This is a genomic window from Leifsonia sp. (assembly GCF_051955155.1).
Classification (GTDB): domain Bacteria; phylum Actinomycetota; class Actinomycetes; order Actinomycetales; family Microbacteriaceae; genus Leifsonia.
On the sequence record NZ_JBQCGZ010000046.1, the window covers coordinates 1 to 13,875 of the forward strand.

At 69.7% G+C, this 13,875-nt stretch carries 15 protein-coding genes; 6 read left to right on the forward strand and 9 right to left on the reverse strand.

Going from position 1 to position 13,875, the window contains the following annotated elements; translation table 11 throughout:
* From ACTHMF_RS04590 to ACTHMF_RS04600, 3 genes are all read left to right on the forward strand, one after another.
* Positions 1 to 507, forward strand: a 507-nt coding sequence (locus ACTHMF_RS04590; protein WP_440316482.1) for a MerR family transcriptional regulator, incomplete at its 5' end; no start/stop codon positions are given.
* Positions 504 to 1,505 carry a hypothetical protein gene (locus tag ACTHMF_RS04595; RefSeq protein WP_440316483.1) on the forward strand — a complete coding sequence of 334 codons (1,002 nt, stop codon included), beginning with the start codon at positions 504 to 506 and terminating at the stop codon, positions 1,503 to 1,505. The genes ACTHMF_RS04590 and ACTHMF_RS04595, both read left to right, overlap by 4 nt.
* On the forward strand, positions 1,502 to 1,828 hold the full coding sequence (locus ACTHMF_RS04600) for a DUF2834 domain-containing protein (protein WP_440316484.1): 327 nt from the start codon (positions 1,502 to 1,504) through the stop codon (positions 1,826 to 1,828). Before ACTHMF_RS04595 ends, ACTHMF_RS04600 begins: the two co-directional genes overlap by 4 nt.
* A gap of 71 nt (positions 1,829 to 1,899) precedes the next feature.
* Here the strand turns inward: ACTHMF_RS04600 and ACTHMF_RS04605 are convergent, their stop codons facing one another.
* From ACTHMF_RS04605 to ACTHMF_RS04620, 4 genes are all read right to left on the reverse strand, one after another.
* On the reverse strand, positions 1,900 to 2,568 hold the full coding sequence (locus ACTHMF_RS04605) for an ATP-binding cassette domain-containing protein (protein ID WP_440316485.1): 669 nt from the start codon (positions 2,566 to 2,568) through the stop codon (positions 1,900 to 1,902).
* A 28-nt stretch (positions 2,569 to 2,596) separates the two neighbouring features.
* Positions 2,597 to 3,922, reverse strand: coding sequence for a hypothetical protein (locus ACTHMF_RS04610; RefSeq protein WP_440316486.1), 1,326 nt, complete (start codon positions 3,920 to 3,922; stop codon positions 2,597 to 2,599).
* Positions 3,922 to 4,905, reverse strand: a complete 984-nt coding sequence (locus ACTHMF_RS04615; protein ID WP_440316487.1) for a hypothetical protein — start codon at positions 4,903 to 4,905, stop codon at positions 3,922 to 3,924. The genes ACTHMF_RS04610 and ACTHMF_RS04615 overlap by 1 nt, the downstream gene beginning before the upstream one ends.
* A gap of 113 nt (positions 4,906 to 5,018) precedes the next feature.
* A complete protein-coding gene (locus ACTHMF_RS04620; protein WP_440316488.1) occupies positions 5,019 to 5,432 on the reverse strand; it encodes a lactococcin 972 family bacteriocin in 414 nt (137 codons plus the stop codon).
* A gap of 506 nt (positions 5,433 to 5,938) precedes the next feature.
* Between ACTHMF_RS04620 and ACTHMF_RS04625 the strand changes: the two genes are divergently transcribed.
* Positions 5,939 to 6,157: a hypothetical protein gene (locus ACTHMF_RS04625; RefSeq protein ID WP_314148815.1), complete on the forward strand. Its 219-nt coding sequence runs from the start codon at positions 5,939 to 5,941 to the stop codon at positions 6,155 to 6,157.
* Between the two features lie 52 nt (positions 6,158 to 6,209).
* The gene (locus ACTHMF_RS04630; protein WP_440316489.1) at positions 6,210 to 6,710 is read left to right on the forward strand and encodes a hypothetical protein; all 501 of its coding nucleotides are present in this window, start codon (positions 6,210 to 6,212) and stop codon (positions 6,708 to 6,710) included.
* Between the two features lie 194 nt (positions 6,711 to 6,904).
* Here the strand turns inward: ACTHMF_RS04630 and ACTHMF_RS04635 are convergent, their stop codons facing one another.
* The 3 genes from ACTHMF_RS04635 to ACTHMF_RS04645 form a co-directional block, all read right to left on the reverse strand.
* Positions 6,905 to 7,396, reverse strand: a complete 492-nt coding sequence (locus tag ACTHMF_RS04635) for a hypothetical protein (RefSeq protein ID WP_440316490.1) — start codon at positions 7,394 to 7,396, stop codon at positions 6,905 to 6,907.
* Positions 7,393 to 11,355 carry a hypothetical protein gene (locus tag ACTHMF_RS04640; RefSeq protein ID WP_440316491.1) on the reverse strand — a complete coding sequence of 1,321 codons (3,963 nt, stop codon included), beginning with the start codon at positions 11,353 to 11,355 and terminating at the stop codon, positions 7,393 to 7,395. Before ACTHMF_RS04640 ends, ACTHMF_RS04635 begins: the two co-directional genes overlap by 4 nt.
* Before the next feature lie 128 nt (positions 11,356 to 11,483).
* The gene (locus ACTHMF_RS04645) at positions 11,484 to 11,813 is read right to left on the reverse strand and encodes a hypothetical protein (RefSeq protein ID WP_314148811.1); all 330 of its coding nucleotides are present in this window, start codon (positions 11,811 to 11,813) and stop codon (positions 11,484 to 11,486) included.
* Between the two features lie 134 nt (positions 11,814 to 11,947).
* Here ACTHMF_RS04645 and ACTHMF_RS04650 point away from each other — a divergent pair, with 134 nt between their 5' ends.
* Positions 11,948 to 12,463: a hypothetical protein gene (locus ACTHMF_RS04650; RefSeq protein WP_314148810.1), complete on the forward strand. Its 516-nt coding sequence runs from the start codon at positions 11,948 to 11,950 to the stop codon at positions 12,461 to 12,463.
* 1 nt (position 12,464) lies between these two features.
* Here the strand turns inward: ACTHMF_RS04650 and ACTHMF_RS04655 are convergent, their stop codons facing one another.
* A complete protein-coding gene (locus ACTHMF_RS04655; protein ID WP_314148809.1) occupies positions 12,465 to 12,992 on the reverse strand; it encodes a hypothetical protein in 528 nt (175 codons plus the stop codon).
* Complete coding sequence (locus tag ACTHMF_RS04660; protein ID WP_314148808.1) at positions 12,989 to 13,594, reverse strand: RNA polymerase sigma factor; 606 nt, start codon at positions 13,592 to 13,594, stop codon at positions 12,989 to 12,991. Before ACTHMF_RS04660 ends, ACTHMF_RS04655 begins: the two co-directional genes overlap by 4 nt.
* Positions 13,595 to 13,875: the final 281 nt, after the last annotated feature.

Here is a 13,875-nt window from a genome sequence, read left to right on the forward strand (position 1 = left end):
GAGGAGCACGAGCGCCGGCTCCGGCTGATCCGCGCGATGCTCGAGGTGGGCAAGCTGTCCATCGCGGCGGTCCGCGGCGTGCTGGCTGCCCTCGACGAACCGGGCGCCCCGGTCGCGCACGCGTTCGACGCCGCGCAGCAAGCGGTGTCCCGCTCCGCGGTCCCGGATGTCGCGCCTCCCAGCCCCGCCGCCCTCGACCGCGTGGATGCGCTGATCGCCCGCTCCGGCTGGGCGGACTGCGAGGACAACATCGGCCGCGGCATCGCCGCCCAGGTGATCGACGCGTTCGACAACGCCGGCTTCCCGCTTCCCGACGACTACCTGGACCGCTACGCCGCCGCGGCCCGCCTGCAGGCGGAGGCCGACCTGAACACGGTCGGCACCTTGCCCGACCGCTCCCGCATGACCGAGCTCGTCGTCGTCGGGACGGTGCTCGGGGACACCCTCGCTCTCGGCCTCCGCCGCATGGCCCAGGCCGTCGTCACGAATGAGAGAAGATCGCTATGAAGTCCGTCTTCGCCTGGCACCGTCCGCTGATGACGGTCGCCGCGCTGATGCTGGCGAGCACCCTCGTCTGCCTGGTCGGCCTGCTCGTCGACCCGCGTCAGGTCACCGGTCTCGACGTGTGGGCCAAGCCGCTCAAGTTCTCGCTGTCCATCCTGCTCTACAGCGTGACGTGGGCGTGGCTGATCGCGCACCTCCCCCGCTGGCGCCGCATCGCCCACGCCGCCGGCACCGTCGTCGCGGTCGCGCTGATCGTGGAGCAGGCGCTCATCGTCGGCGCCGCGGCCGCCGGGACGACCAGCCACTTCAACGTGTCGACGCCGCTCGCGCAGGCGGTCTGGGCGACGATGGCGGTGTCGATCACCGTGCTCTACGTGTGCACCTTCCTGACCACGATCGCCGTCTTCTTCCTGCGGCTGCCCACGCGCTCCACCACGTTCGCGGTGCGCGCCGGAGCGGTGATCGCTCTGGTCGGGATGGGCCTCGCCTACCTGATGACCGGGCCGACGGCGCAGCAGCTGTCCGACTTCCGCGGCATCGCGGGCGCGCACACGGTCGGGCTGCCGGACGGCGGCCCCGGCCTCCCACTGCTCGGCTGGAGCACCGTCGGCGGCGACCTGCGCATTCCGCACTTCGTGGGGATGCACGCGCTGCAGCTGCTGCCGCTCCTTGCGATCCTGCTCGGCTGGGCGGGGCGGCACTGGCGGCCTCTCGCCGACGACCGCGTGCGGCTGCGCCTGGTGGTCGTCGCGACCGTCGTCTACGCGGGGACGCTCGCGCTGCTGACGGCCCAGGCGCTGGCGGGGCAGTCGATTGTGCGCCCGGACGGCGTGTTCCTGTGGGGCGGGTGGACGCTCGCGGTGCTGGGCGTCGCGGCCGCCGTCGCCGTGGTCGCGGTGGGGACGCGCGGCGGCGGGGGCCGGTTGGAGCCGCCGTCGGCGGCGGAGACGGTGCCGGCCGCGCAGGCCGCGCCGTCCCCCCGCGCGAAGGCCGGCGCATGACCCGCCGCTGGAACGGCCGCGCCATCGCCTACCTCGTGCTGGCGCTGGCCGGGCTCGTCGGCACGTGGACGTTCAACGTGCTCGCGATCGCCGGGCACCGCGACTACGTCGGCGACTGGATCGGCAGCGGCCCCGCCGTCAGCTCGCTGACCGTCGACGTGCTGGTCGCGGCGGTGGCCGCGATCGTCTTCATGGTGGTCGAGTCGCGCCGCATCGGGATGCGCCGGGTCTGGGTCTACATCGTGCTGGTCCCGCTCGTCGCGCTCGCGTTCGCGTTCCCGCTGTTCCTCGCGATGCGCGAGCGCCACCTCCAGGCGGAGTAGTGCCGGGTGCGGATCAACCTCCAGCATGTACGGGAGCCCGACCGCCCGGCCCAGGGCCCGCTGCTCGCGGACTACGACCCCTGGGCAGGCCGCTGAGGCTGCGCCCCTGCACCGGTACGTCCGTCCCTGCGCGAGAGGTGGACAGTGCGCCTGCACGCATCGATGATGTCCCCATCGTGGGTCGCGATGAGGATCGTCGCGCCATCCCAGTTCATCTCGCGCAGCACATCCAACACGACGGCGCGGTTCGAGGCGTCCAGGGAGCCCGTCGGCTCGTCGGCGAGAATGAGGGATCGCGGCCGCAGGAGGAGGCGGGCGAGCGCGACACGCTGCTGTTCCCCGCCCGAGAGCGAGTAGACGGTGCGGCGCTCTGTACCGGGTAGGCCGACGCGTTCGAGAACTTCCGCAAACCGGTCCTTCCTCCGCCGACCGTGACGCCGGTCGGTCAGGGCGACCGCGAGATTCTGTTCGACCGTGGCGTTGTCGATCAACGCGAAGTTCTGGAAGAGATAGCCCAGATGGTCACGGATGAGCCGAGTGGCTCGGCGGGTGCGCGGTCGGGGCGCTGCCTGTCCCCAGAGGAGGACGTCGCCGCTGTCTGCGGCGTCGAGCAGACCGATCAGGTTCAGAAGAGTCGACTTTCCCGACCCGCTCGCGCCGGTGATCGCGACCATTTCGCCCCGTCCGACAGCCAGGTCGAAGTCGGAGAGAACGACCGTGCCGGCATAGCTCTTGCACACGCTTCGAAGTTCACAGTGGAGGTTCACGTCAGAGTTCCTTGAGGCGTCCGACCATGGAGCGACGCTCGATGGCGCCGGCGACAACGGCCGCGAGAATCAGTTCGGTCAAGAGCACGACGACAGCCATGGCGATCAGCGTCGAGAGTTCCCCAGCCGCGAGCCGCTGGGCGGCCGGACCCCGTGGATGAAAGGCGGGAACGAGGAGGATCGCGCCCGCCAGGACGGATTGGCCCAGCCAGGCGACTCCGAGCAGGACGAAGATCTCCCGGTGCGCGCGGACCCGACCCATGCCATGCAGCCGGCGCACCGCGATCGTGCGTCGAAGGCGGTCGCAGACGATCACCACGAGCGACACGTCGAAAGCGAGCATCACGGCGAGCGCGAAGGCGGCCACTGCAACCGTCCAGAGCATGGTGCTGCGCAGCTCCTCGAGTTGCTGCAGCATCGCCTCATTCGTGGTGACCAGGGCCCGGAGGTTGTCGTCGAGGCGGAGCGATTCGAGTGTCGGCAGCAATCGTCGCAGTGCCGCAGCCGGGTCGCCGTCGACACGGACCTTCAACGGGGTGTCCAGTGATCCGGTGATGGAATTGAGCCGATCGACCGTCATGCTGTTGGACGTGGTCATGATTTCGACGATCGGATCGACGATCATGTTGCCCCGTTCGGCATTCACTTCGGCGTTGAAACTGAAGACCTCTTGGCCGGAAGCTGTCCAGAGGATGCGAACCCCTTGGCTCCGGAATCTGCTCGGGACCGGTTCTTTCAGCATTCGTTCCTGACCCTGGACAGCACCATCGATGCTCTCGTCGCCGGCTCTAGTCGCCCGGAAGAAGCTCTCGATTTGGGCGGCGTGTTCTCGATAGCGCTCAGGCACCGCGACAACCCACGACGTCTCGTCGTGATCGACGCGAATCGGACTACCGCTCGCGTCCATAATCGGATAGCGATCGAGATAGTTCGGGTTGACCCTGATCGGCCAGGCCGGCAGATGCTGCGACATGGGGGCGCCTGGCAGGTAGTTCCCGGCGTCGATGAAGATCGCACCGCCCTCATCCAGGATGGGGTAGAGATCCCGGGCCTCGGCGATCTTGGTAGTGTGGCCACCCGTCTGCAGCTCCGCCGCGTCGTTGCCATTGGAGTGCGGGAAGAACACAGCGTACCGGCCAGTGTCGCTCCAGCCGTCGACGAGGTCCTGCCGAGCGCGCAATTCCGCGAGCTGGAGCAGCGCCTGAAGCGTGATCAGAGCGAGAACGACCCCGCACGCCACTTTGGCTGCTGTCGCGATGGCCATGGTCGTCCGGCCACGGCCCCCGCGCCGTGGCCGGGAACCGCCCGCATCCTTTTGCTGAGCCACTACAGCCTTCCTTTCACGAGATCCGTGACGCGTACACGAGAGATGATGACCACCGCGAGGATGGCTGTCGCGGTGATACCGAGCACACCGACGCCGAGCAGCGCGGCGAGCAGCTGACCGAGGACGGCGAGGTCGGCTCCGGGAAGCACAGCGACGCCCGCGACACAGCCGAGGCCGGTGACGAGAGTCGCGACGATCTGCAATCGTCCGACGATCAGATACCAGACGCTCGCTATCGAATGCCCGCAGAGGCGCAGCACTCCGATTCGTTTGCCCGAGCGGAGGACGATGGCCGACACGAGCAGTGCCGCGAGAACGATCAGAATCGGCGGAAGGATCACGAGCCCTGCGTTGGCGGCCGGACGGACGATGTCGGCGGGGGCGGGCGCAGCAGAGATGATTCCGGGAGACCCTGCCGCAGCGAGTCGTTCGTTCACGAGCGTGAAGAACCTGATTCGGGCGGCACCGTCCGGGGACTCGAGCACGTACTGTCCTGTGACCGGGATGGAGTCGAACGCGCGCTGCAGTGGCGCGAAGGTCAGGTGGTACGCGCCGGCCAGGACGGCGGGGACCCCTATCCTCTCGCCGCCAGCACCCGGACTCGTGGTGGAGATCATCGCTGCTCCGGCACTCATGTCGGACCGGGTAAGCCATCGTCCCTGCGCGAGCGTGAACGGTGTGAACAGAGCCGACGTCTGCCGCCCCAGCTGGATGAAGAAGGTGATCTCGGTCTTTCCCGTCCTGCCGGCGACGACGAGCTTCCTGATGACATTCGATGCGGTGACGTCGGCAGCCTCGGCGATGATCGCCTGAGCGGTCTCGGGGTCCGCTGCCCCAGGGTCGTTAGGCCACTCGAATCCGAATCCGATCTGATCGACTGCGGTGCGTGCGTGGACTTGCCGCTGGCGCACGGCATCGCTCAGCGCGACGACCGCGGTGGCGAGGGTAGCGCCGATCATCAGGACGGACAGCAGCCATCTCATGCCGGGCGGTTTCCTCGCTCGGATTCACGCAACACGGCTGTCCGACGTGGTCGACAGGCGATCACGCCGGACTGCCGCTGTCACCGGACGAGCCGCTGAGAGTGACCTCGCTCTCAGTATGTGGCCCAATAGGCGTAGCAGGTGTACGCGGCGCCGGCCCAGGTGGACGCATTGGACCACGACCCGGCGTTGGCGTAGACCTTGACGTTGCTGTTCGCAATGATCGCCGTCGAGCTGTGGTATTTGCTGTTGTGGATGTAGTTGGACCAGCAGGTTTTCGGCGGCCAGATGCCGATCGCGGATCCGTAGTTCCACGTGCCGCCGCCGATGTTGACGACGGTGAGCGGCGCAACGCCCGTGCGGGGCGCCCGCTCGTCGAGCGTGATGCTGCTGTCGGTCGGCGCGATGGCGGAGCCGCTGTCGAGAGGCGCCGGCTCGTCCGCCATCGCCGCTGCTGCACCTCCGCCCGCGGTGAGGAGGGCCGTCATCGCGACGGCCGTCGCGATGGTGCTGAGGTGTCGTGTCATGGTCTGACTCCCTTGTGTGCGAGCGGGCGCACTCCCCGCTCTGGGATCGAGGGAGGTGACAGGAGGGATGGCTGCCGATGGCTACCTCCTTACGACAAAGTGACGGGCCGGAATGGCTGCTTGCCCACAGATGCACAGAGCTACAGGTATTCGCATCCAATATTTAAATAGTGAGTGTAGTGCTCCATTGATGCTGGATCAAGGTCTTCCATCCTGTGGGGCGCACGGGACCACGGGCGGATGACGCGTCGTCACGACCGCTCCTCAGGAGCCACCAGTCGTGGACGGTGCCGTCGAGGGGCGGTTGTAGGAAGGAGGCCGGGGAGGAAGCCGTCCTTCCACGTGAAGGACACCAGGAAGACACTGTCGGTCTTCGCGCCGCGCTTCATGTACTCGGCGTTGTCGCGTGCTGGCGCACCAGCCGCAAGGACTGGCGACCGCGACCTGTCATCATCCCTTCGCGCGGGCGCAATCGTGCCGAAACATCCGGCCCGTACCGTCGGATCATGGCTGAACTGTTCACGTACCGGGAGTGCGGGCACTGCGGGCAGCGCCACCCCGTCCTCTCCGACGGTCGCATCTGCATCCACTTCGTCGCCGGCGGCGACCGCTGCGCCGGCTCGGAACGCCGCAGCGACGAGGGCGGCGTCTCCGTCGACCAGGCGCGGCGGATCGAGGCGGAGCTCCGCCGGGTGCTCAAACAGGTGATGCCCCGCCGCGCCTGACCCGGACGGGGGCGCGCGGAGCGGGCGGGAGCTTCGCTACGCTCCGAACATCATGGGGGTGCGGATCGAGCGTGCGGCCGGGTGGGCGTACGCCGGCTGGTCGGTGATCGTGCTGCTGGTGTGGCTGTTCGTCGAGTACGGGCCGTTCTGGCACCGCGACGTGTTCGTGCTCGCCGAGCAGGACGTCCCCCTGCAGTGGTACGAGTACGTCGGTAACGTCGCGTCCTCACTGCTGCTCGCCGCGCTCGACGGCTGTGTCACGCTCGTCTTCCTGCTCAACCGCCGCAGGGCCTCCGGCATCCCGATCGTGTTCGCGAGCTTCGCCGTTGTCATCGGCGGCATCGCGCTGCTGTTCGGCGTGATCGGCAACGCGCTGGCCCACATGGACTGCGGGGATCACTGCGTCGCCTACATCCCGGACGCGGACGCGACGACCGCGCTGAACCTGGCGCTGCTGGTGTGCGCGGTCCTCCCCCCGGCCGCGTTCCTCATCGCCGTGATCGCCGGCCGTGTGATCGGCCGGCGCGAGCGGGCTACTGCTGCGGCAGCGTGATCGCGCCGGTGTCCGCCACCACCTCGGTCGCGGCGGCGGGGAGACGGTCGGTGTCGTGGAGGGTGCGCTCGATGTGATCGCGGAGCGAGCTCATGGGGGTGGTTCCTTCTCGTGGGGGTGACCGTGAAATCCTCCGTCATCCCACCTGGGAACTGGCAGAGCGCCCCGGCGTCCGGGCCCAGAGCCTGGCTCCGTCAGACCTCGGGCATCCGCACGCCGATCCCCGCCGCGCTCCTCAGGCCGGCCGGGCACGCGATCCTCCGCTGCGTCACGCCGGACTCCGCGCCTGCGCCGAGGAGGACCCGGAACTCGACGCACCTGGCCACGATCGCCTGGTCGGTTGCGAACCAGCTGCGCGACTCGCCTCGCCCGATCGCGAGCAGGTCGATGGTCGCCGTGCCGTCGGCATCCTCCGCTTCGTACCAGCCCGACCCGGTGATCCTGAGGGCGTCCGGGTCGTCCCGGTAGCCGCTGTAGTCCTGAACGCTCGTCTTTCCGATCAGTTCCCTCGCGCTGGAGGCGTTGCCTGCGGCCGACTCCAGGTCGGTGGTGAACGCCTCGACGTTCGAGGTCAGGTCGTCCGTCGCGGAGGCCGCCGCCGACGGGGAGCAACCGGTGAGCAGGAGCGCCGTCGTCGCGGCACAGACCGCCGCCCCGACGGCGCTCCTGCGTCCAGAGATCGTCACGGCCGGTAGCCGATCGACTGCAGCGATTGGGTGAACACGTTGGAGTACAGTGTCGTCCCCTTCTTGTTCGGATGGAAGGACTGCATCGAGACGCCGAGACCGCCGTTCGGGCCGCCTGCCGGAATCGTGATCTGCGGCCGGTCGCCCGGTGTGAGGTCGAAGATCAGGGCGTTGATCGCTGTGTCGGTCGTGCACAGGGTCCTGCCCGCGAAGGCGGTCACCGGATTCGCGAACGTCACGGCGGGTCCGCCCGGGTGCGCCGTCGTGAACGCGGTCACCCCCTGCTGCAAGGACGCGTTCAGGTCGTCGGCGACCTCGTTGAGCCAGGGCCGCTGATTGTCCCCGACCATGACGCACGTGGAGCCGGCGGCGAAGATCTTCGGGTAGCCCATGAGCACGATCTTCGCGTTCGGCGCCCGCGAGCGGATCTGACCGAGGATCACCTCGATCGAGGTCGGCACCTCCTGGGTGGCCCGGCGCTTGGTCGCGGTCTCGACGCCCTCGAGCTCGTTGGGCAGCGTGTACGAAGCGCAGTTCCCGAGCTCGACGAACGCCTCGATGCAGGCCTGGAACACCGGGCCGAACTTGATGTCGTTGCCGCCGATCGAGAAGCTCACCAGCGTCGTGTTCGCGTCCAGGAAGCCGCTGTCGAGCTGGGTGAGCATCCCGTTCTGCGGTTCGCGCCCGTCGTGGCCGCTCCCGTCGACGGGCACCGGCCCGCTCGCTGTGAGGTAGGGGAGCATATGGCGCGTCTCGGCACCCGAGCAGGCGACGAACTGGAAGTCCAGCGTCGAATCGTAGCTGTCCGCCCGCTGGCCCACGCTGACGCCACTGCCGTTGATGTCCGCCTTGCGCGGCCACGCCTGCGTCGATCGATGGCAGTTGTTCGCGTGGTCGTGGGTCGGGCTGTCATCCGGGCCGCCGTGGTCGGTGGCCCGGGAGAAGTCGCTCCCGTCCGCGGCCGATGCGCCCTCGCCAGACGAGTACGAGTCGCCGAGAGCGACGTAGAAGTCGCGCGGTTTCGCCGGCAGCGGCTGGAAGGCGACCGCGTCCCACGCGATGTCCGTCTTCCCCTCGGCTTTCGGGTCGGTCGTCGAATTGGCCAGCGACACGCTCGGGACGCCGTGCATGTCGAACACGCCGAGCGACACCCAGGTGTTCGCGAAGTTCCGCTGCAGCAGGGACCGGTGCTCGACCGCCCCTGCGCCGTTGTTGATCGCGTAGAGGGCCTGGTTCGTCCAGCCGGCGTGGTCCGGCATGTGCACGAGGACGCGCGTCCACTGGTTCAACGACTGCCCGAGCGTCCAGGTGCCGGTGATCCGCACCGGCGACGGCGACGCGTAGGTGTGGCTGAAGTAGAAGTGATCGTTGAAGCCGGCGCCGAGCTGGTGCAGGTCCATCTTCGACGGGACGGTGCCATCAGCCTTGCCCGTGAAACTGAGCGAGAACGCGCCCGTCGTCGAGACAGGAGAGCACGGTCGGCCCGACCCGTCGAGCACCGGCGCCGTGCCGCTCGGCACGTCGTCCACGATGAGCGCGCCGGCGGGCAGGCCCGACCTCGTGCAGTTCGGCGGGAAGCTGGTGGCATCGGCCTGGTACGGGTAGGTCTCGTCGTCGCGCGGATCGAACCGCACCAGCTCCTGCCCGCACGTCTCGTCGCAGTCCGGCTTCCACGTCGCGTTGCCGTGGTAGTAGCAGCGCAGGTCGTACTGCCCCTGGGCGTTCTGGTGCAGACAGGGACCCGGCAAGTCCTCCGGGTCCGACGGCTGCTGCGACACTCCAGGGTGGCAGTCGTTAACCGTGGCGACGCAGAAGAGCTCCTTCGGGGGCTTCACGCGCGTGCGGTTGATGGTGCCCCCGTGACCGTCGGTGTCCGCCCACCATGCCGTGCGGAACGCGGGGACGATGGATGTGTCGCTCTCCGGCAGCTCGAGCGCGTTCGCGGCGAATCCGAGGACCTTCTCCGGGTACGGCCAGTCGCTCGGGTGCGCTGCGTCGGACGGGTCGCCGTCGAGGAAGGCGGTGCGTCCCGGGTCCCAGATCGGGTTGACCGGGTTGTTGAACCAGCCGACGCCCCAGGGCTCGCCCCCGCTCTGCGGATAGAACCCGGTGTTGTACGCCCAGACGGCGAAGAACCAGTTCTCGAGGTAGTCGGGGTCGCCGTTGTTGATCGTCAGGCCGGCAGCCCTGGTCTGGTTCCATTTGGTCGCGAGCAGCTGCGCCCCCGCCGCGATGTTGGCCGTGAAGTCCAGGGCGATCGCACGCTGCTTGTCGTACGGCAGCGACGGCGCGTCGCCCGACCGCACCATCTCCGGCCGGCGCATGCCGTCCGTGATCTGCATGACTCCGTAGCCGCAGTCCGCCGAGTTCCAATCGACCGTCCAGAAGTCGTCGTTCTCGGACGTGCTGTCGTTGCCGTAGTAGTTGCCAACCAACGGGTTTCCGGTGACGCCGGGGGTCGTGTATCGGGACGCCTGCCACAGGTTCGACTCCTGAGCCGCGATGCCCAGCAGGATCTGGGCCGGGATCCTGCCGCTGCCGCCACCGCTGATCGCCGGCAGCGGGAAGAGGCCCTGCGGGGAGTACGCCGGCATCCCCAGGTTCTTCCAGTTCGCCGGCCTGCTCACCGGGAGGTTCCCGAAGATCGCCTGATCGATCGTCCACTCGACCTGGCGCGGCTTGGGCTGCAAGGCCTGGTTGTGCGGGTCGTTGCGCGGGACAGCGCAGGCGCGCTCCGGCTCGAGAGGATCGGTCGGCGAACCCGCCGTGACCGTCAGCTTCTGCGCACGTGGCGTCTGCGTCGCTGACACGTCGTCGGCCGTCGCGTGTGTGAAGCTCAGCGCGCGGCCGGTGGCCTGGCTGTCGGCTTCGATGCTCACCAGGCTCGAGGTGCCATCGGCCTCGTCCGCACGCGCGACGGGCGGCGCGACGACGAGACGCGAATGCGAAGAAATGCGGTCTCCGCGCCTGCTCGTCTTCATGGCGGCCACGTCCTTCGTCCGCACCTTCGCGGTTCCGGTGAGGACCAGCCGGCCGCGTCCGTCGCGCTGCAGGCCGAACGCCGTCTTCGCGCCGGTGGCCACCACGGTCTCGGCGGTCAGTCCGTTCCCGGTGAGCAGATGCGCCACTGCGCTGGCGTTCGAGTCGTCGACGTACGCGAGCGATCCCGCCCGCGCGACGAGGTTGTACGGCGTGCCCCCGGCAGCGCGCAGCTTCGAGACATGCTGGCCGGCGACCTTCACCAGGGCGTTCGTGCCCGCCGCCACGATCCCCGCGGAGGTCGGGACGGCGGAGGTGAGCTGGCCGGCGACGGTCTGGGTGTCCTCCACCGCTCCACTGCTCGCGTCCACCTGGACGATGCGGGTCCGCCCGTCCGCGGAGTACGACGTGAGTGCCACCTTCTGTCCGACACCGCACCCCGGGTTGAAGTAGGCGAGCGTGTACCGGTGCGGCAGGTCGCGGACCGCGCCGGAGTCCAGGTCCACGATCGCGGCGAAACCGCCCTGGCCCATCGCCGGCTCGTTGTTCGCCGCGGTCCGCGGCCCGTATACGACGACGGCGCGCTTGGCGTCGGCGGTCAGGCACATGTTCCCGACCCAGGTGTCGGTGTCGATGCCAGGGCGAGACAGGGTGGCGACGGTCGTCCACGCGTACCCCTGCTTCTCACGGGCCGCCAGCACGGTGTAGCCCTGCGCCGTCGCGACGGCGGTGACGGCGCGGTCCTCGGACGCCTGCCAGCCGTCGCCGAGGGCCTTCGACCGGGCGGCGGGCGGCACCTCCTCCGGACGGTCGGTCGGGGCCGGGGTCGGCGTGGCCTGCGCGCTTCCATCAGGCGGCGCCGGCTCGCTTCGAGACGCCCCCACCGGGAAGGCCGCCCCGGTGAGCGCGAGAGCCAGCGCAGCCGCGACGACCAGCCGCAGCTTCGGCGGACGAGACCTGCGTGCAGACGACTTCCCCATGTTCCCCCCATTGCCCTGCGAGGAGCCTCCGCTCCCCTCGGCGGCCGCGATACCGGCCGAAAGGGAATGTCCGGTCCCCGCCCGCGGGTTCCCTCGTCTTCTCCGGTCGTTCTCCACGGCGCGGCCGGTCACCGGCCGCTGGGGGCTCCGCCGACCAGGACGAGAGCGAATCCGATCAGGGCCGGGATGACCTCGATCAGCGCGATGCCGGCGCCGATCAGGAATCCGCCCAGGGCCAGCCGGCTTCCCCGTAGGTGCGGATCCCCGCGCAGCCGGCGTCGGGAGACGACGGCGAACAGGAGGGCGGCGACCGCGAGCAGGAACGACACCCCGGGGAGTCCGAAGGCGACGACGGCGCCCGCCGCGGCCGAGACGCTCAGGATGCTCGCCAGGTCGACCGGGGCAGGGGCGCTGGCCTGCACCGCCTGCGAGCGAGGGGGACGCGATGCGTGTCGCATGCAGGGATATGTCCGCCACCCGCGCCGGGGTTCCCACGGAACCGCACCGGCCCTGATGGACATACCGGCTATGAGTCCCGGCGCCGCCGGGACCGCAACCCGGCCATCCGGCCGCTCAACACGCGAGGTGTCCCATGCGTCTTCTTCTCTCCCTGGCCGCCGCTGCGGTCCTGTCGCTCAGCCCGTCGGCCGCGTTCGCCGCCACGCCTTCGACCACCGGCGACTACTGCGCCGTCCGCGTCGACCCGGTCGGGTCGGATGCGCCGCCCGCCTCGCCGGCGTGCTTCGGCACGCAGGACGAGGTGGATGCGTACCTCGCCGGCGTCACCGCACAGAACCGCAGCCTGCTGGCGGCGTCGTCCGTCGTGCTCGGCACCGTGTACCGGGACAGCGGCTACGGCGGCGGAAGCTACACCTTCTACGGCGCCGGCCCGTGCTCCGGCGTCACCTACGGCTTCCCCAGCCTGTCATCGGACTGGCAGAACACGATCAGCAGCGCAAAGGCGTACGCGTCGTGCTGGGTCACGCTGTACGACGCCGCATCGTACGGCGGATCGCGTTACAACTGCACTCCGAACTGCGCGAGCCTGCCCGCGTTCAACGACCGGACCGAGTCCCTGGTGTTCCGGCCGGCGGGCACGCTCGGCTGAGTCAGTCCGTCTTCTCCGGGGCCAGCCCGATCGCCTGGCAGACGCCGGGCCGCCCCGGGACGACGGCAGCGGTCCCGTCGCCCATCACGCAGACCTGCAGCTGCTCCGGCACCCGGCCGGGCGCGCTGCTCGGCGCGAGCGGGTCGTGGTCCTTGTCGAACACGCCCTCCCGCCACATCATCCGGCACATCTCGAGGGCGTTCTTCACGCGCCCGCCGTGCGCCTCCGGGTCGTACATCGTGGCCCCGGACATGTCGAACTCGCCGTTCGCGCCGCGCTCGGCAGACGCGAAGCAGTAGACGCCGTCCGTGTTGGTGACCTGCTGCGCCGACACCACGGCGGTCGCGGCCGTCGCCACGCCTCCGATCGCGAGGATGCCGATGCCACCCCAGATCGCGAAGCGGCGGCGGAGGGTGCTGCGTCTGCGCTCGGGCTCCGTCCTGATCGACGTCATCAGGACGTCCCGGATCGCGTCGGTGCGCGCCGGGGTCATCTCCGGCAGGTCTTCTCGGTCGTACGCGGGGCTCACGGTCGCACTCCGTCCAGTCGGGCGGTGAAGTCCGCGGTCGCGCCGCGCGCGAGAAGCCGCTTGCGAACCTTCTCCCTGCCGCGGTGCAGCTTCGATTTCACCGTACCTACAGGAATGTCCAGCACGGCCGCGACGGTTGCAATCGGAAGCTCCTCCACCAGACAGAGGTCGAGGACGGATCGCTCCTGCGCGCTCAGGCCGGACATGGCATCGCGCACGGCGGCCAGCTGCACATCCCTGTCCAGCCGGTCGACCACGTCGTCCGCGTGGTCCGGCTCCTGCTCCGGCGCGGGAACCGCCGCGAGCAGCCTGCTGTACCGGCGAGCCGTCCTGGTCTGGTTCAGCAGCACGTAGTGGGTGATGGTCAACAGCCACGGGAGCAGGGAGCCGTCGACGATGCGCACCTTGGCCCGGTTCCGCCACGCCTCCAGGAACACCAGGGCGACGACGTCCTCGGAGTCGGCGACGCTGCGCAGCTGCGCGTACGCCTTGCGGAACACGCGCGTTCGATAGCGGTCGAAGAGGACGGCGAACGAGCGCTCGGTCCCCGAGGAGGCCTCCAGCCACAGCGCGGAGTCCGACCGCTCCTCCGAGTCGTGCACGTTCCCTCCGTTCGCGAACCAGGCGAGACTAACACGGCCGACAGACAGGCCGGTCGTCCCCTCTCCACGCAACCGCCGAATCGGATGGAACCCGATCGCCTCGTCCGGACATTCCCCTGTAGAGCGCGCCTGAGCCGCAGGGGGCGGCGTCGCGCTCGACGCCCGCGGACGGGCCACGCTCGTCCGCCGGTCAGGGGGGAGGGGGGGGGGGCGGGGGGGGGGGGGGGGGGGGGGGGGCGGGGCGCGCCCCGCCGCCCCGCGCGGCGGCCGCGCGGGGCGGG